16 protein-coding genes are annotated in these 18,109 nt (G+C 63.2%); 8 read left to right on the top strand and 8 right to left on the bottom strand.

Translation table 11 applies throughout. The features are described from left to right. Positions 1-157: 157 nt before the first annotated feature. From gcvH to cysD, 4 genes are all read right to left on the bottom strand, one after another. Positions 158-553, bottom strand: a complete 396-nt coding sequence (gene gcvH / locus OQE56_RS05395) for a glycine cleavage system protein GcvH (RefSeq protein ID WP_114824140.1) — start codon at positions 551-553, stop codon at positions 158-160. A gap of 119 nt (positions 554-672) precedes the next feature. Next, a complete protein-coding gene (gcvT, locus tag OQE56_RS05390) occupies positions 673-1,773 on the bottom strand; it encodes a glycine cleavage system aminomethyltransferase GcvT (RefSeq protein WP_267222315.1) in 1,101 nt (366 codons plus the stop codon). Positions 1,774-1,979: 206 nt separating this feature from the next. Then, positions 1,980-3,872: a sulfate adenylyltransferase subunit CysN gene (gene cysN, locus OQE56_RS05385; protein WP_267222313.1), complete on the bottom strand. Its 1,893-nt coding sequence runs from the start codon at positions 3,870-3,872 to the stop codon at positions 1,980-1,982. Further along, a complete protein-coding gene (gene cysD, locus OQE56_RS05380; RefSeq protein WP_267222311.1) occupies positions 3,872-4,774 on the bottom strand; it encodes a sulfate adenylyltransferase subunit CysD in 903 nt (300 codons plus the stop codon). The genes cysN and cysD overlap by 1 nt, the downstream gene beginning before the upstream one ends. A gap of 191 nt (positions 4,775-4,965) precedes the next feature. Here cysD and OQE56_RS05375 point away from each other — a divergent pair, with 191 nt between their 5' ends. From OQE56_RS05375 to OQE56_RS05360, 4 genes are read left to right on the top strand one after another with little or no spacing between them, the layout of a single operon-like run. Then, on the top strand, positions 4,966-6,111 hold the full coding sequence (locus tag OQE56_RS05375) for an ABC transporter permease (protein WP_267222308.1): 1,146 nt from the start codon (positions 4,966-4,968) through the stop codon (positions 6,109-6,111). Further along, positions 6,108-6,905, top strand: a complete 798-nt coding sequence (locus tag OQE56_RS05370) for an ABC transporter ATP-binding protein (protein ID WP_267222306.1) — start codon at positions 6,108-6,110, stop codon at positions 6,903-6,905. The genes OQE56_RS05375 and OQE56_RS05370 overlap by 4 nt, the downstream gene beginning before the upstream one ends. A gap of 1 nt (position 6,906) precedes the next feature. Next, positions 6,907-7,845 (top strand): MlaD family protein, encoded by a 939-nt coding sequence (locus OQE56_RS05365; RefSeq protein WP_267222304.1) that lies wholly within the window; start codon positions 6,907-6,909, stop codon positions 7,843-7,845. Continuing rightward, positions 7,842-8,465, top strand: a complete 624-nt coding sequence (locus tag OQE56_RS05360) for an ABC-type transport auxiliary lipoprotein family protein (RefSeq protein ID WP_267222302.1) — start codon at positions 7,842-7,844, stop codon at positions 8,463-8,465. Before OQE56_RS05365 ends, OQE56_RS05360 begins: the two co-directional genes overlap by 4 nt. 33 nt (positions 8,466-8,498) lie before the next feature. Here OQE56_RS05360 and OQE56_RS05355 read toward each other — a convergent pair whose 3' ends face one another. Both OQE56_RS05355 and OQE56_RS05350 read right to left on the bottom strand, forming a co-directional pair. Further along, positions 8,499-9,125: an alpha-ketoglutarate-dependent dioxygenase AlkB family protein gene (locus tag OQE56_RS05355; protein WP_425601607.1), complete on the bottom strand. Its 627-nt coding sequence runs from the start codon at positions 9,123-9,125 to the stop codon at positions 8,499-8,501. A 31-nt stretch (positions 9,126-9,156) separates the two neighbouring features. Next, positions 9,157-10,557: an amidase gene (locus OQE56_RS05350; protein WP_267222298.1), complete on the bottom strand. Its 1,401-nt coding sequence runs from the start codon at positions 10,555-10,557 to the stop codon at positions 9,157-9,159. 172 nt (positions 10,558-10,729) lie between these two features. On the opposite strand from OQE56_RS05350, the gene OQE56_RS05345 reads away from it, so the two are divergent. Then, on the top strand, positions 10,730-12,331 hold the full coding sequence (locus tag OQE56_RS05345) for an electron transfer flavoprotein-ubiquinone oxidoreductase (protein ID WP_267222296.1): 1,602 nt from the start codon (positions 10,730-10,732) through the stop codon (positions 12,329-12,331). A gap of 62 nt (positions 12,332-12,393) precedes the next feature. Here the strand turns inward: OQE56_RS05345 and OQE56_RS05340 are convergent, their stop codons facing one another. Both OQE56_RS05340 and OQE56_RS05335 read right to left on the bottom strand, forming a co-directional pair. Continuing rightward, a complete protein-coding gene (locus OQE56_RS05340) occupies positions 12,394-13,329 on the bottom strand; it encodes a glycosyltransferase family 2 protein (protein ID WP_267222294.1) in 936 nt (311 codons plus the stop codon). Between the two features lie 66 nt (positions 13,330-13,395). Further along, the gene (locus OQE56_RS05335; protein ID WP_267222292.1) at positions 13,396-14,376 is read right to left on the bottom strand and encodes a glycosyltransferase family 2 protein; all 981 of its coding nucleotides are present in this window, start codon (positions 14,374-14,376) and stop codon (positions 13,396-13,398) included. A 308-nt stretch (positions 14,377-14,684) separates the two neighbouring features. On the opposite strand from OQE56_RS05335, the gene OQE56_RS05330 reads away from it, so the two are divergent. From OQE56_RS05330 to OQE56_RS05320, 3 genes are all read left to right on the top strand, one after another. After that, entirely contained in the window at positions 14,685-15,431 is a 747-nt protein-coding gene (locus tag OQE56_RS05330; protein WP_267222290.1) for an electron transfer flavoprotein subunit beta/FixA family protein, read from the top strand. A gap of 21 nt (positions 15,432-15,452) precedes the next feature. After that, positions 15,453-16,397: an electron transfer flavoprotein subunit alpha/FixB family protein gene (locus tag OQE56_RS05325; protein ID WP_267222288.1), complete on the top strand. Its 945-nt coding sequence runs from the start codon at positions 15,453-15,455 to the stop codon at positions 16,395-16,397. A gap of 365 nt (positions 16,398-16,762) precedes the next feature. Beyond that, positions 16,763-18,106 (top strand): phosphohexomutase domain-containing protein, encoded by a 1,344-nt coding sequence (locus tag OQE56_RS05320; protein ID WP_267222286.1) that lies wholly within the window; start codon positions 16,763-16,765, stop codon positions 18,104-18,106. Positions 18,107-18,109 lie beyond the last annotated feature (3 nt).

Below are 18,109 nucleotides of genomic sequence, written 5' to 3'. Positions count from 1 at the left end.
TATCGGCATGGCCGCCTGTCTCTGAAGACGCACAAAAGTGACCCTGATGATCATCGCCAACGAGCCATCGAGAGCATGCCCATCGTCTTTCGATGATCCAAAAAGACGCCGGCCGCTTAAGGCGGCCGGCGTCGGGTGAAGCATCGAGCGCGAAGGCTTAGTGGTCTTCGTTCTCGACCAGTTCGGCGTAGGCGTCAGCGTCGAGCAGCTCGTTCAATTCGCCGCGATCGCTGGCGCGAACCAGGAAGATCCAGCCATCGCCGAAGGCGTCTTCGTTGATGGTTTCGGGCTTGTCGTTCAGGGCTTCGTTGACGGCAACGATCTCGCCCGACACCGGGCTGTAGATGTCGGAAGCGGCCTTGACCGACTCGACCACCGCCACGCCATGACCGGCCTGCACGCTGGCGCCAATCTCCGGCAGCTCCACGTACACCAGATCGCCGAGCTGGCCCTGGGCGTGGTCGGAGATACCCACGCGCACCAGGCCATCGTCTTCGACGCGGGCCCACTCGTGGGACTTGAGGAATTTCAGATCGCCGGGAATCTCGCTCATGATCGGATCCAGTCGTTAATGTGAGTCATGGGTGGAGCGACAATTCTAGCCGCTTCACCCGATAGGCAACACCGGCCACGCATGGACATAAGGCACGCGGCCGTGAAGGTGGTATGAAATCAGATGCCTTCGCAGGGCTTGCCGTCACGGACGAAGGGGTACTTCACCACGCGCACCGGCACTTCGCGGCCGCGGATGTCGACGCGCACATCGCCCGGCTCACCCGCCGGGATGCGCGCAAAGGCGACGGCCTTGTTGAGCGTGGGCGCAAAACTGCCCGAGAGGATTTCGCCCGCACCATGGGCGGTAAGCACCGGCTGCCCGTGACGCAGCACGCCCTTGTCGTCCAGCACCAGGCCCACCATGACGCGCTTCACGCCCTCGGCCTTCTGCGCTTCAAGCGCCTTGCGGCCGATGAAGTCGCGGCCTTCGTCGAGCGCGATGGTCCAGCCGAGATTCGCCTCCCATGGCGACACGGTTTCATCCATATCCTGGCCGTAGAGGTTCATGCCTGCTTCCAGACGAAGCGTGTCGCGTGCGCCCAGACCGGCCGGCGCCACACCCGCGGCGGCCAGCGCCTGCCACAGGGCGACGGCGTGCTCCTGCGGCACGATGATTTCGAAACCGTCCTCACCGGTGTAGCCGGTGCGAGCCACGAACAGCGGCATGCCGTGCGGACCCTGCGCGGCGGCGGCGGCGAACTTGCCGAGCTTGCCGATGCGCTCATGGTCGACTTCTGCGAGCAGGGCAATCACCTTGGCGCGGGCGTTGGGACCCTGCACGGCGATCATGGCGAAGTCAGGCCGTTCCTTTACCTGCACGCCGAAGGCCTTGGCCTGGGCTTCGATCCATGCCAGATCCTTTTCGCGGGTGGAAGCGTTCACCACCAGACGGAAGAACTCCTCGCCCAGGAAGTAGACGATGAGGTCGTCGATGACGCCGCCCTGCTCGTTGAGCATGCAGGAGTACAGCGCCTTGCCGTGCACCTTCAGCTTGTCGACGCTGTTGGCGAGCAGGTGGCGGAGGAACTCACGGGTGCGCGGCCCATGCAGGTCTACGACGGTCATGTGAGACACATCGAACATGCCGGCGTCGCGGCGCACCACGTGATGCTCCTCGATCTGCGAGCCGTAGTTGATCGGCATGTCCCAGCCGCCGAAATCGACCATGCGCGCGCCCAGCGCGCGGTGGGTGTCATTGAGTACGGTCTTCTCGGTCATCGCAGTCATGCCTTGGGGAAAGAAATATTATCGCCGGGCGCACCGTGACATTCCAAGCCAAGCGATCGCCTGGAACCGTGCGTAGCCGTATAGGTGGATAGGTCGTGCAGCGCAGCATGCACCGTCACGCGGCGCCCCGCATGGGGCATTTTCCTCGATGACGTCATCCCGGTGACGGCCGGGATGACGGCTCTGAACGCGAGGGATTACGCGCGATGACCGTGTTCGGTCATGCCCGCAAGCAATTGCTCCACCACCTGCTCGGCCAACTGCTCCGGCCGCAACCCCGACGTGTGCAGATGCAACTCTGCCCGTTCAGGCGCTTCGTAGGGCGAGTCGATGCCCGTGAAGTTGACGATCTCGCCGGCGCGCGCCTTGCGATACAGCCCCTTCGGATCGCGGCGCTCGCACTCCGCCAGCGGCGTATCGACAAACACCTCGAGAAACTCGCCCTGGTCGAAAAGATGGCGTGCGAAGCGGCGTTCGCTCTGGAACGGAGAGATCACGCAAACCAGCACAATCAGACCCGCGTCGACCATCAGATGCGCCACCTCGGCCACGCGGCGCACGTTCTCCACGCGCGCCTCCGGCGTGAAGCCCAGGTCCTTGTTCAGGCCGTGGCGCAGGTTGTCGCCGTCCAACATGTAGGTGTGATAGCCCAGAGCGTGCAGCCGGCGTTCCACCAGGTTTGCCACGGTGGATTTGCCCGCTCCCGACAGGCCGGTGAACCACAGACAGCGCGCCTGCTGACCCTTGCTGGCACTACGGGCCTCCTTGTCGAGGTCGGTGTGCTGCCAGTGCACATTGGCGGCGCGGCGCAGGGCAAAGTCGAGCATGCCGCAGCCGACGGTGGCGTTGGTCTGCCGGTCGATCAGGATGAAACCGCCCAGGGTGCGATCGTCCACGTAGGACTCGAAGGCAATCGCATGGTCCAGATCGATGTTGCAGTAGCCGACTTCGTTGAGCTCCAGACGGCGGGCCGCCAGCTCGGCCTGCGTGTTCACATCCACCTTGTGCTTGATAGTCGTAACGCGGGCGTTGACGGTACGCGAACCGATCTTGAGCCAGTAGGCGCGGTTGGGCAGCAGTGGTTCGTCACCCATCCACAGCACGTGGGCGGCGAACTGATCGGCGACCGGCGCGGGACGCGCGGCGTCGGCAATCACGTCGCCCCGGCTTACGTCGACCTCGCGATCGAGCGTCAGCGTCACCGCCTGCCCGGCCGTCGCGTGCGCCAGATCGCCGTCCGCGGTGACGATGCGCTCCACGCGGGCACGGCGCATCGCCGGCTGCACCACAATTTCGCTACCCACGGCGACGCGTCCACCACTGATGGTGCCGGCATAACCCCGGAACGAGGCATCGGGCCGGTTGACCCACTGCACCGGCATGCGGAACTCGACGGCCTGCGTTGCGGCGGTGTCGGCCGCCTCCAGTAGTTCGAGCAGACAGGGGCCCCGATACCAGGACATACGCGCCGAGCGCTCCCCGACGTTATCGCCGGCCGGTGCCACTACGGGCAGGCAATGAACGCTGCCGATGCCCAGCTGCGCGGCCAGCTCCCGGTACTCATGGGCAATGGCCGCATAGATGTCTTCGCGATGGTCGACCAGATCCATCTTGTTCACCGCCAGCACCACCTGGCGGATGCCCATCAAGGCGCAGATATAGGTATGCCGGCGCGTCTGCGGCAGCAAACCCTTTCGCGCGTCGACCAGCACCACCGCCAACTGAGTGTTGGAAGCACCCGTGGCCATGTTGCGGGTGTACTGCTCATGCCCAGGACAGTCCGCCACGATGAAGTTGCGTCGTGGCGTATGGAAATAGCGGTAGGCCACATCGATGGTGATGCCCTGCTGCCGCTCGGCGTCGAGACCATCGGTAAGCAGGGAGAAATCCAGCGCGTCCGGACTATCGGTGTGCAACTTGCGACTGTCGCGCGCCAGCGCGGCGAGCTGATCCTCCGGGACCATCCCGGCGTCGTACAGCAGCCGCCCCAACAGGGTGCTCTTGCCGTCATCGACACTGCCGCAGGTAATGAAGCGCAACAGGTTGGTGCTGTTCTGCACGGTGGCGGCCGTGTGCTCCGTCATCGCCATCAGAAGTACCCCTCCTGCTTCTTGCGCTCCATCGATGCGCTCGCATCGTGATCGATGACCCGGCCCTGGCGCTCGGAACTACGGGAGGCCGCCATCTCGTCGATGATCTTGTCCAGCGTGTCGGCAGCGGACGCCACCGCACCGGTCAAGGGGTAGCATCCCAGGGTGCGGAAACGCACGTCACGCATCTCGACGCGCTCGCCTTCACGCAGGATGAAACGCTCGTCATCGACCATGATCAACGCCCCATCACGTTCCACCACCGGCCGGGGCTTGGCGAAATACAGCGGCACCACGGGGATCTGCTCGCGACGGATGTAATGCCATACATCCATCTCGGTCCAGTTCGATAGCGGAAATACACGCACGCTTTCGCCCTTGCGGATCTGCGTGTTGTAGGTGTGCCACAGCTCCGGCCGCTGGTGCTTGGGATCCCAGCGATGCTGGGCATTGCGGAACGAGAACACGCGCTCTTTGGCCCGCGACTTCTCTTCGTCGCGACGGGCACCGCCGATGGCGGCATCGAAGCCATATTTGTCCAACGCCTGCTTCAGCGCAGCCGTTTTCATCACATCGGTATGCACTGCCGAGCCGTGGGTGAGCGGCGAAACGCCCTGCCGCACGCCCTCTTCGTTGATGTGCACCAGCACTTCCACATCGCCTGCGGCGGCCACCTGATCACGGAACGCGATCATCTCGCGGAATTTCCAGGTGGTATCCACATGCAGCAGCGGCATCGGAGGCTTCGCCGGGTAAAACGCCTTGCGCAGCAGATGCAGCAGGACCGAGGAGTCCTTGCCGATGGAATAGAGCATCACCGGCCGCTCAAAAGCAGCGGCCGTCTCGCGGAAGATGTGGATGCTTTCGGCTTCGAGCGCATCCAGATAGGACAAGGAAGACATACGTTGTTTTACTTAGCTCTTGACCGGAGAGCCCCAGAGTTCGGGCGTTATCTTTGGCAATTTAGCGGAATTCGGCGCACGGGGCACGATCGTCCGCAGCGACATCAGGGAAACGCAGCACCGCCTCCCGCGCTGACCGGCGCCTTTCATTCGTCATGTACCGTGCGCCACACTCCACTAAGATCGGCCCCATGAGCACATCGATGGCGACAGGAAGCGCACAACTCGATGCCACCCTCACACCCCCACGCCTGCGCGTGGCGGGTGACTGGACATTGGCCCACTACGCCACCCTGGAAAAAGTAGTCGCCACGACGAAGGCACTGCTGAGCGACAGCACCGCGATCGACCTGAGCGCCCTTGGCGCCCTGGACACCGCAGGTGCCTCCCTGCTGGTCAACCTGCTGGGTGCTGCCCGCTTAGGTGACCTCGCCACCGCAGAACCCACCTTGCCCACCGCCCAACGCGCCTTGCTGCAAACCATCGGCCTGGCGATGGCCGACTACCAGAGGCCGAAGCCAGTACGGCGGCAGAACTCCGCCACCGAAGTGCTCGCCCGCATCGGCGGCACCATGGAACACGTCTGGCACCAGCAGAGACGTCTGCTCGGCTTCATCGGGCTCACCCTGGAAACCTTGGCCCGGACCATCGTGCAGCCCCGCAGCTGGCGCGTCACGTCATTGGTAGCGCATGTGGAGCAAACCGGCCTCGACGCGGTGCCTATCGTGGCGCTGCTCACCTTCATGGTGGGCGCCGTAGTGGCATTTCTCGGCTCCACGGTGCTGGCCGACTTCGGCGCGACGATCTATACGGTGGACCTGGTCGCGTTTTCGTTCCTGCGCGAGTTCGGCGTGCTGCTTACCGCCATTCTGCTCGCCGGCCGCACTGCCAGCGCGTTCACCGCGCAGATCGGTTCGATGAAGGCCAACGAAGAAATCGACGCTATCCGCGCCCTGGGCCTCGACCCCATGGAACTGCTGGTGTTGCCACGCGTGCTGGCCATGCTGGCCTCGCTGCCCATGCTGACGTTCCTCGCCATGATGTCGGGCCTGGTGGGCGGCGCCCTGGTTTGCGCCCTGGTGCTCGATATTCCGCCGGTGATGTTTGTCGGCCTGGTGAAGTCGGATATCGGCGTGCGGCACTTCCTGGTGGGCATCGTCAAGGCCCCGATCTTTGCCTTCCTTATCGCTGTCATCGGTTGCCTCGAAGGCTTCAAGGTCAGCGGCAGCGCCGAGTCGGTGGGCGAGCACACGACCTCCGCCGTGGTGCAGTCGATTTTCGTGGTGATTCTGCTCGATGCGGTAGCCGCGCTGTTCTATATGGAGATGGGCTGGTGAACGCCGTACTCAAACCTTCACCGCAGGACGACGTCATCCAGGTGCGCAACCTGGTGAATCGTTTCGGCACGCAGACGGTGCACGAGCATCTCGATCTTGACGTGCGCCGTGGCGAAATCCTTGGCGTGGTCGGTGGCTCGGGCACGGGCAAGTCCGTCTTGCTGCGCAGCATTGTCGGGTTGCGCCGCCCTACTTCGGGCCAGGTGCATGTGTTTGGCCAGGACTTGCTGAGCCTTCCTCCGGAGAAGCGTTCGCAACTCGAGCGCCGCTTCGGTGTGTTGTTCCAGAACGGTGCCCTGTTCTCTTCGCTCAATATTGTGGAGAACGTGGCCATGCCGTTGATCGAGCACGGGGGGCTGACCCGTCCAGACGCGCAAACGCTCGCCGGCGTCAAATTAGCTCTGGCGGGATTGCCGGCCGGCGCGGAAACCAAGTATCCGTCCGAGCTGTCGGGCGGCATGGTCAAGCGTGCGGCGCTTGCGCGATCGCTGGCGCTCGATCCGGAGATCCTTTTTCTGGACGAACCCACGGCGGGGCTGGATCCCATCAGCGCCGCCGCTTTCGATCAGCTGATTCTGACCCTGCGCGACGCGCTGGGTCTTACGGTGTTCCTGGTCACCCACGACCTGGACACGCTCTACACCATCTGCGACCGCGTGGCCGTGCTGTCGCAGAAAAAGGTGCTGGTAGTTGGCCCACTCGACGAGGTCGCTCAGTACAACGACCCGTGGGTGCAATCGTATTTCCACGGCCCCCGCGGCCGCGCTGCCGAAGAAGCGCACGAGGTGAAGTGACATGGAAACCCGCGCCCATCACGTATTGATTGGCTTGTTCACGGTGATCGTGGTCACCGCTGCCCTGCTGTTCGCATTGTGGCTGGCCAAGTCCAGCTCCGACCGGCAGTTTGCCGATTACCAGGTCGTGTTCGACGAGGCGGTGACGGGCCTGTCAAAAGGCAGTGCGGTGCAATACAACGGCATCAAGGTGGGCGATGTCACCCAGCTGCGGCTGGACAAACAGGACCCCCGAAAAGTACTTGCCACAATTCGCCTGGCTGCCGACACACCGGTGCGACAGGACACGCACGCCAAGCTGGCACTCACCGGCGTGACCGGGCTGGCCATCATCCAGCTCAGCGGCGGCTCGCCGCAGAGCCCGATGCTGGAAGGCAAGGACGATCAGTTACCCGTCATCGTGGCCGATCCATCGCCGCTAAGCCGCCTGCTCGCCAATGGCGAGGATCTGGTGCTCAACATCAACGAAGTGGTCGCCCGCGCCAATCAGATGCTCTCGCCCGAGAACATTGACCGCATCAGCCGCACGCTCGATCACCTGGACAAGGCCACCGGTGCCATTGCGAACCAGCGCGACGACATCAAGGTGCTGCTGCAGCAACTGGCGCAGGCGAGCAAGCAGGCCAATGACACGCTGGCGCAGACGGACGAACTGGTCCGCCACGCCAATGGACTGGTCGACAATCAGGGGCGTGCCACCCTGGACAGCGCACGCAATGCGATGGCCTCGCTGGAGCGCTCCAGCGCCAATATCGATCGCCTGCTCAACAACAATAGCGCCGCCATCAGCGGCGGCATGCAGGGCTTCAGCGAACTGGGGCCCGCCGTGCGCGAACTGCGTGACGCGGCGGCGTCGCTGCGCAGCATCTCGCACCGTTTCGACGACAACCCGGCCGGCTTCCTGCTCGGCCGTGATCGCAACAAGGAGTTTGTGCCATGAGGTTGCCCGTCCGCCTTTCCCTTTGGGCAGCCGCCGCCCTGCTTGCAGCCTGTTCGGTAATACCGAAGTCGGAGCCACAGAACATCTATCGCCTGCCCGCGACGCCATTGCCGCATGCGCAGGCAGCGTCAGTGAACTGGACCCTGCGAATCGACACACCGCAAGCCGAGCGCATGCTCGATAGCGCGCGTATCGCGGTGCTCCCTCAGGGCGATGAGATCAACGTGTACAAGGGCGCGCGCTGGAGCGATAACGCCACCAAACTTTTGCGAAACCGGTGGATGGATGCGTTCCGCGATGACGGACGCGTTTCCGGGCTCAGCAGCGATGAAGACAGCCTGCAAGCGGACTACATGTTGGCCGGTGACCTGAGAGCATTCCAGTCCGAATATCAGGGCGGACAGCCTGTGGTCGTCATCCGGCTTGATGCGCGGCTGGTGCAAACCAACGGCCTGCGCATCGTGGCGACTCGACGCTTCGAGATCACTCAGGCGGTGGGCGGCGCGGCGGTGCCGCAGGTGGTGACAGCGTTTGGGCAGGCGAGTGATGCGCTCGCATCACAACTGGTGGCGTGGACGCTGCAGCAGCCGCTCGATCCTCACAGCACGCACGCAAACTAGGCTTCGCGGCTCCGCTGACCGGCCTTCGCGTGTTCACGCGCGCAGCGCGGCATCGACCCAGCGAAAGGTGAGATTGATGCGCGGCCCGATCGACGCGCTGGTCTTCGGCAGGCTGTGCAGATACAGCCGCTGAGTATCGCCTGCCATGCGCAGCAGGCTGCCGTGCCCCAATTCCATAGCGCAGACGTCGCCTGCGTTCTCCGGGCGGCGCGGCTTCAGCCGAAAGCGACGGACGGCCCCCAGGCTCAAGGAAGCAATCACGGGGTGCCTCCCCAGTTCCGGCTCATCGTCGCTGTGCCAGCCCATGGAATCCAGGCCGCTGCGATAGAGATTCGCCAGCACACTATTGAAGCGCGCGCCGCAGGCCGCTTCGATCTGCGCACGCAATGCAGTCAACGCCGGCGTCCATGGGTGGGGTTCGAAGCGCGTACGTGAATAAACGTAGGTCGCGTCGGCATCGCCCATCCAGCAACTCAGACGAGGCGAATCGACCTCACGCCCAAAGATGCGGATGCGATGGGTTTCCCAGGGTACGGTGGCGAGCAACGCTTCGAGTAGTGCATCGGCTTGCGCACCATCCAACCAATGCGGCCACAACGACAGTTCGGCACCCGGCAGCGGCAACTGCTGCCAGCCCTCACGCGACACATCATCGAACAAGCTCACATCTACCTTCCGACCGCGATGCAGATCAGTGGATGCCCGGGAACGTCGGTTCCACATCCAGCGTCGCGGCACATACCGAAGCAAGCTCAAGCAGCCGCAGATCCGACCCTCGCGCGCCCACCAGCTGCAACCCGATCGGCATCCCATCGGGCAGGTAGCCCATGGGGATGCTCACGGCGGGACATCCGGCCAGGCTGGCAAAGCTGGTCAGGTCTGCCTGCGAATCCGGCACCAGGCCGTCCAGCGGGAAAGCGCCCTGCGGCGTGGTGGGCAACACCAGCACGTCGATCTGAGCGAACAGCCGGCGCATCTTGAGCGTGGCGGCATCGAGTACGCGATCGGCACATGCGTAATCTGCGGCGCTCTTGCCGGCCGCGTAACTCAGCAGCCGACGAAAATGTTCGGACACGCGATGATCGGTGTCGGCAAGATCAGCGGCGAATGTCCCAAGCATTTCCGCTTCCATCAGCAGCAGGCCGGCGCGGCGCGTGCGGGCGAAATCCCAATCGGAAAAATCCACCGTCCGCCGCTCGCCCAACTCATGCGGCCACTTGGCCAAAGCCGCCTCAAACACGGCAATGACGTCGGGCTGCACACCGAGGGCGGCGAGATTAGGCAGGAAACCCGCGCGCAGGCGACCTGGCTCCCAGTCCGGCGGCGACAACGCCACGCGCCGGCGCCGCGAGCGCGGGTCATCGGCGTCATAACCGGCAAGCACTTGCAGCAGCACGGTCAGGTCATCGGCGCTACGTGCGAGTAGCCCCACCGTATCGAGCCGTCGCGCGGCCGGCACCATGCCGCGCGCGGAGATTTCGCCATGGGTTGGCTTCAGCGCATAGACACCACAGTAGCTGGCGGGAATACGTATCGACCCCAGGCTGTCCGAACCGACTGCTGCCACCGCCAGACCCGCAGCGATAGCGGCTGCGGCGCCACCGGACGAACCACCCGCGGTGTAGCCGTGGCGATGCGGGTTGTGCGTCGGCCCGTAGTGGGGGTTGTCTGTCACCGCACCGAGCGCGCCTTCGTCCATGTTGGTCCTGCCGACCAGCACGGCCCCGGAAGCGCGTAGACGGGCCACCACATGGGCATCCTCGGTCGCGACTTTGCGCCGCCCTGCCAGGCCGGCACGGGTTGGCCAGCCGGCGGCGTCGAAGTTGTCCTTGAGCGCCACCGGAATACCATCCAGCCGGCCGATGACCCCGTCGCGACGGCGATGCTGCGCCGCCAGCGCCTGCTCCTGCAGCATGGCCGAACTGACACCGACATAGGCATTGAGCTGCGGATTGACGCGCTCAATGGCCTCCAGATACGTCTCGGCCAGCCCCTGTGGCTGCACCCGCTCGACGGCAAGCCAATGCAATAGCTGGCACATGGTCGCCCGGCGCAGGTCGAGATCACTGATCGATGGCTGGTGGAGGTTCATCATGTCTTCCGTGGATCTTCCTGGAGGTGATTATCACCACCAGGGATGAAAGGATTGCAAGGATCTGACCGGCGTCCGTTGCCCGTCGCTGCCCGAATCCGGACAATGCCGGTTTGACCGTTCCATACGTCCGGGAACGGAAACTGCCGCATACGATCAGCTGGAGTCCGCCATGAGCGACCGCGAAACCATGGAATATGACGTTGTCGTCGTTGGCGCAGGCCCTTCCGGGCTTTCGTTTGCCATCCGCCTGAAGCAGCTCAAGCCGGAACTGAGCGTATGCGTCATCGAGAAGGCCTCGACCATCGGCGCGCAAATTCTGTCCGGCGCGGTCATTGAACCGCAGCCGCTGGACGCGCTGTTGCCAGGCTGGCGCGACAATCCGCCGCCGATTTGTGTGCCGGCCACCGAGGATGAGTTCTGGCTGCTCAGCAAGACCGGCGCGCGCAAGCTGCCGGTGCCCCCAGGCATGAATAATCACGGCAATATCATCGTGTCGCTGGGCGCGATGTGTGCCTGGATGGCACCGCAGGCCGAAGCGCTTGGCGTTGACGTATTCCCGGGCTTTGCTGCCGCCGACACCGTCTTCAACGAAGACGGCTCGGTCGCTGGCGTGCGCATCGGCGACATGGGCGTGGCCAAGGATGGTTCGCACAAGCCGAGCTACACCCAGGGTATCGACATCAAGGCCAAGGTCACCGTATTTGCCGAGGGCGCGCGTGGCAGCCTCACCAAGCAGCTGATCAAGCGTTTCGCGCTGGACAAGGACAGCGACCCGCAGGGTTACTCCATCGGCATCAAAGAGCTGTGGCAATTGCCAGCGGGTCGCGTCACGCCGGGCAAGATCGTGCACAGCTTCGGCTGGCCCGCCGACAGTCACACCTACGGCGGCAGCTTCCTGTATCACCTGGACAAAGACCGCATCGCCCTCGGCTATGTCAGCGGCCTGGATTACACCGACCCCAACTACCAGCCGTGGGAAGCCTTCCAGCAGTGGAAGAACCACCCGACGGTGAAGTCGCTGCTGGAAGGCGGCACCATCCTGTCAGCCGGCGCGCGCGCCATTGTCACCGGTGGCTACCAATCGCTGCCCAAGGTGGAAATGCCGGGCGCCCTGCTGATTGGCGACACCGCCGGCCTGCTCAACGTGCCCAAGATCAAGGGCACCCACCAGGCGATCAAGAGCGGCATGTTGGCCGCCGAACACCTGGCCGCCAACGCGCTGAACCCGGCCGGCTTCGACGCCAGGCTGCGGGCCTCGGACGTGATGGCTGAGCTGAAGAAGGTGCGCAACATCAAGCCCGCCTTCAAGAAGGGCCTGTGGTTCGGCATGCTCAATGCCGCGTGGGAAACGGCCATCGGCGGCGCCTCCCCGTGGACGCTGAAGAACAAGGCCGACTGGTCGTCGCTGCACAAGCTGGGTCAGCAGGAAGAGCCCAAGCGCGATTACGTGCAACGCGAACTGGCGCCACGCGACCGGCTGGCCGGCGTGTACTTCGCCGCCACCGAGCACGACGAAGACCAGCCCATCCACCTGCAGGTATCCGACACCAACGTGTGCGTTACCAAGTGCGCAGTGGAGTACGGCAACCCCTGCACCCGCTTCTGCCCGGCCAACGTCTACGAGATGGTCGAAGATGAAGCGGGCAAGCGCCTGCAGATCAACGCTGCCAACTGCGTACACTGCAAGACCTGCGATATCAAAGACCCGTACCAGATCATCAACTGGGTGACGCCGGAAGGTGGCTCGGGTCCGAACTACCAGAATCTCTGAGCCCGCCAGAGCATTCGACATGACGCCCCGATCAACGGGGCGTCACTGTTTTCGGACCTACATCAGAAGCGGCGCAGTGCGACCGCGACGACCATGCCCACATTGCCCGCCAGGGTCTGCCGATAGAAGCCCCCACGGACAAGCGACGACAGTCGCTTGAAGAAGCCTGTACCACGCATGCCCTTGAACAGCGCAAGCACAAGGCGGTTCTCCGGGGTGAGGCTGGCATCAAATGGCTGCAGCAGTGCCAGGTTCGCGTCATTCCACTCGCGATAGTTGCCTTCAAGCATGTGCCAGAGACGGGCGAGCCGATCACGCATACCCGCGTTCGAACCAATGAGGTTCTCGCCATGCTGCCGGTAACCAAGAGACGGCTTCGAATCGTAGTGAACACGCCCACCGCAGGCGGTCACTAACAAGTAGGCCCACCAGTCGTGCGATTGAACGCGTACGCCCGGCGGCGTACGTGCCATTAACGCGTGCCCACTGGCATTGATCAGCATCGTGTTACCGCCGGCGAGACTCTGCGTCAGGGCATTCCTGAAGCTTGGCTCCCGACCAAAAAGCGGCGAGTAGCCGATGGTCTGCTCGTCGTTGTTCATCAGACGAGTCCTGCCGCAGTAAAGCGCGGGAACATCCGCGGGCTGCAGGCGCATCCACGCCAGTGCGCGAGACAGTTTGTCCGGGTCCCAGCAGTCGTCCTGGTCGCAGAAGGCGTAGTAATGGTCGCCATCGGCCCGTTGATGCAAAAGCGACATGAAATTCGCCGCGTATCCAGCGCGCGGCCCCTGCAGAATGACCAGACGCCCACTCTCCAGCCGTTGCTGATAGCTCTGCAGAATCGAAAGCGTGCCGTCGGTCGAGCCATCATCGGAAACGTAGATGACCCAGTCCTTGTGATCCTGCGCCAGGATGGAATCCAGCTGCCTGGGCAGGTAGCGCTCACCGTTGAAAGTGCAAAGCAGGATGGCGACGCGTTCGCCTTTCACCATGGGCATGAATGGAAGCTCTTTGCTAAGTTGTTGCATGCAGGGTTCTGTGCGAATTCACCGCACAAAATGAGGCTAATCGCGTCTTAGAAAATCACGAAGTGCACCACGTGCACCGGTGTCATATCGCCGATATCTGCCATTGGCGTATTCACGCCAAATGGACATCAGCCTGCCGACCCGCACGCCACGAATCTGCTCGCGAACAAGAAGATGTGCCTGCATGTCTTTTACGCGCTCGAGCTGATGTGCCGGAAAAGGATCGATAGTACGAAGATGATCGGCGAAGCCCCCAAGCCGCGCCACTTTCCCCCCAATCTCCTTGGCACGGGGCAGCAACAGATCATCGAGTCGCTTCTTCCAGGTTCGCTTTTGGATGCCGATCTGGTTGTTGCCATGCTGCCGATAATCAATGAGCGGCTCATCGATGAAATCGACGCGACCAATAACCGAGGCAACGAGCGCCAGCCATTCGTCGTGGACCCACCCGGACGGAATCGGCAGCGCCTTCTCGACCACGATGCGACGCATGCCCGCTGTGGCACCGGTCACGATGTTTCGTCGCAGCAACACGTCGAAAGCGGCGTCTGCCCGTACCCTTTGACGCTCGATCTCACTGAGTTCAAGCGACTCGAAGAGACCGGCCCGCAAGCTGTCACCCTTCTCGTCGACCAGGCGCGCATCGCTGTGCAAAAGGACCAGCGAACGATCTTGCTGAAAGCGGCTTGCCATGACCTCCAGCTTATCCGCGCGCCAGACATCGTCCTGATCGCTCAGGAACAGCAGGTCGCCCGTGGCCTGTTGCAACATGGCCGAGAAGTTTCCAACGTAGCCCAGATTCGTCGCGTGTCGTACCAGCTTGACGTCGACACCCGAAGACTGAGCCCGCCCGGCGAATGTCTGCAGCAGGTCCCAGGTGTGGTCGAGCGAACTGTCGTCGCCGATGACGATTTCATCTGGGAGGCGTGTCTGATTGAGCAGGCTTTCAAGCTGCTGCGGCAGAAACGCAACGCCGTTATAGGTGCACAGTACAATCGATAGTCGCGGATCTGACATACACCTTTGGATGCTCGCCCCAGAAAGCGTCGGCTTTGAGAGCCTGCATGATATCGCCCTGACCCCACCCGACCAAACCGCCTGGCGAACGCGCTCAGTGCCTTGCAGGCCCGGTTCTCGGTGAGCACCACCCCCGCCCCCAATCTTCCCCCTTGGCTGGGCGGTATCCGCGCCCCTTCTGGCAACCACCCAGGCCCGGCCATCGCGGGGAACCATACGCCTGAGCACTGAGCCTGCCCACAGGTTAGAATGTGCGCTTGTACCAATTCCTGCGCCCTGTGGCGCTCGGCATTTCGAAGGAACCGCTGATGAAGATTCTGGTCGGCTACAAGCGCGTCGTGGACTACAACGTCCGCATTCAGGTGAAACCCGATGGCACTGGCGTGGTGACGGATGGCGTCAAGCTTTCTGCCAACCCGTTTGACGATATTGCCCTTGAAGAAGCTCTGCGCCTGCGCGAGAAGGGTGTAGCCGAGGAAGTGGTCGTGGTAGGTATCGGCCCGGCCGATCTCACCGCTCATTTGCGCAACGGTCTGGCCATGGGTGCCAACCGCGCCATTCACGTCGTGACCACTGATGCCGTGCAGCCGCTCACCGCAGCCCGCGTGTTCCAGAAGCTGATCGAGAAAGAGCAGCCGGGCCTGGTGATCCTGGGCAAGCAGGCGATCGACGACGATGCCAACCAGACGGGCCAGATGTTGGCTGCGCTTTGGGATCGCCCGCAGGCCACGTTTGCCAGCAAGGTCGAGATTGCCAACGGCAAAGCCACGGTGACCCGTGAAGTCGATGCCGGCCTGGAAGTGATTGAAGCCGAGCTGCCTGCGGTCATCACCACTGACCTGCGCCTCAATGAGCCGCGCTTCATCAAGCTGCCGGACATCATGAAGGCCAAGTCCAAGCCGATCGACACCATCGAGTTCGCCTCGCAGGGTGTGGCGGCCAACGACCACCTCAAGACCACGCATTACGCCGCGCCGGCCAAGCGCAGCAAGGGCGTGATGGTGAAGGATGCGGCCGAACTGGTCGCGGCGCTGAAGCAGAAGGGTCTGCTCTAAGCAGCCTCACGGAGACATGACATGAGCAAGATCCTCGTCATCGCCGAACACCTGGGCGGCAAACTCAATTCCTCCACCGCGCGCGCCGTGAGCGCCGCTGCAGCCATCAAGCCGGAAGCCATTGACGTGCTGGTGCTGGCCGATAGCGTCGACGCCATCGCCGCCGAAGCTGCAAAGATCGAAGGTGTGAGCCGCGTGCTCACCATCGCCCGCGCAGAGAACGCACATCCGCTCGCCGCCGTGCTGGCCCCGCAGATCGCCAAGGCCGCTGCCGGATACAGCCACGTGTTTGCTCCGTCCACCACGTTCGGCAAAGACGTGTTGCCGCGCGTCGCCGCACTGCTCGGCGTAGCGCAGGTCAGTGATGTCATGAGCGTCGAAGGTGCACACACCTTCAAGCGTCCCATCTACGCGGGCAACGCCATCATCACCGTCGAAGCCGACGCGGGTAGCACGGTGGTCGCCACCATCCGCACCGCGTCGTGGGCCGCTGCCGCCACTGGCGCCAACAGCGCACCGGTCGAGGCACTGAACATCGACGTCGCCCTGCCCTCACACACCCGCTTCGTCGAACTGCAGTCGGGCAAGAGCGACCGCCCGGACCTGCAGAGCGCCAGCAAGGTGGTCTCCGGCGGCCGCGGCGTGGGGTCGAAGGAGAACTTCGACATCATCTTCAAGTTCGCCGACAAGATCGGCGCCGCCGTGGGTGCCTCGCGCGCTGCGGTCGATGCAGGCTACGTGCCGAGCGACCTGCAGGTCGGCCAGACGGGCAAGATCATCGCCCCTGAGCTGTACATGGCCATCGGCATCTCCGGCGCCATCCAGCATCTGACGGGCATCAAGGATGCCGGCACGATTGTGGCAATCAACAAGGATGGCGAAGCGCCGATTTTTGAGATCGCCGATCTCGGCCTCGTGGGCGATCTGTTCAAGATTATTCCGGAGCTGGAAGCAGCCATCGGCTGATCTTCACATGGTGCCCAAGGGCGGGGAATCCACCTCCCTTGGGCACTACCCCTGAGGTCCGGCCAAGTCGCCCGGTGACGCGCCGCACCTGCGCGCCGCGTTGCAAGCCCCGCCCAGGCGCCTGCGATGCGCTTACCCCCTTGGTGAAGCGCGCGACCTCTACCGCCTTGCCGCGCATGCCCTCCCGCCGGGGAGCAGGTAAACTCTAGCCTTTGGGCTGACGTGTGCACGGCCTTTCCCCGGCCAACCTCGGGGAGCCGTGACTCCTGTCCCACGACAGGCAGTCAACACGACCAGCTCCAAAAGATGCGTTGGCCACGACGACGCCAGCCTCCCCGATGATCGCTTGTAAGGAAGTCGCTGTAATGGATCTGCGTTGCTTCAAGGCCTATGACATTCGCGGCCGGGTTCCCGATGAACTCGACGAAACACTGGCCCAGCGCATCGGCTTTGCGCTGGCCAACCAGCTCGATGCTGGCCCTGTCGTGCTTGGTCGCGATGTGCGGCTAAGCAGCCCAGGCCTTCAGTCTGCACTGGCCGAAGGTCTTCGCCGCGGCGGACGCGACGTGATCGACATCGGCGTGGGCGGTACCGAAGAAGTCTACTTTCAGACAGCTCATCTGAAGGCAGCGGGTGGTGTGATGGTAACCGCCAGCCATAACCCCATGGACTACAACGGCATGAAGCTGGTGCGTGAGGGCTCGCGCCCCATCAGCGGCGACTCCGGCCTGTTCGCGATTCGCGACGCCTGCGAGCAGCCCGTGCCCGAGCTGCCGCCGACCGGTAACGTGCGCACGCACCATGATCGGTCCGCCTTCGTTGAACACCTGCTCGGCTATCTTGAGCGGGACACACTCAAGCCACTGAAGATTGTCGTCAACGCCGGCAATGGCGGCGCTGGCCTGGTGGTCGACGCGCTGGCTCCGCACCTGCCCTTTGAATTCATCCGGGTGCACCACCAGCCGGACGGCAATTTTCCCAACGGCATCCCCAATCCGCTGCTGCCCGAATGCCGCCATGACACCGCCAAAGCGGTGATCGACAGTGGCGCCGACTTTGGTGTGGCCTGGGATGGCGATTTCGATCGTTGCTTCTTCTTCGACGCCACGGGCCGCTTCATCGAAGGCTACTACCTCGTAGGCTTGCTGGCTGCCTCCCTGCTGCGCAAGCACCCAGGCGCCAAGATCATCCACGACCCTCGCCTTACCTGGAACACCATCGAGATGGTGGAAGCCGCCGGCGGCATCCCGGTGATGAGCAAGACCGGCCATGCGTTCATCAAAGAGCGGATGCGCTCCGAAAATGCCATCTACGGTGGCGAGATGAGTGCGCATCACTATTTCCGCGACTTCGCCTATTGCGACTCCGGGATGATCCCCTGGCTTCTGATCGCCAGTCTGATTTCTTCGACGGGACAGTCTCTGGCCCAGATGGTGGAGGATCGTATGGCGGCCTTCCCGTGCAGTGGCGAAATCAATTTCAAAGTCGCTGATGCCAAAGCCGCCATTGCGAAGGTCATGGATTTCTACGCAGGCAGCCAACCCACCGTGGACTACACTGATGGTGTGAGTGCCGATTTCGGCGATTGGCGATTCAATTTGCGTAGCTCAAACACCGAGCCGCTACTAAGGCTCAATGTGGAAAGCCGTGGCGACGTGGCATTGATGGAGCGCCGCACAAAAGAGATCGGCAATTTGCTTACCTCGTGAAAC

The sequence above is a fragment of the Dyella silvae genome (genome assembly GCF_026421305.1).
Taxonomy (GTDB): Bacteria; Pseudomonadota; Gammaproteobacteria; order Xanthomonadales; family Rhodanobacteraceae; genus Dyella; species Dyella silvae.
This window is presented reverse-complemented; position numbering and strand designations above follow the sequence as displayed.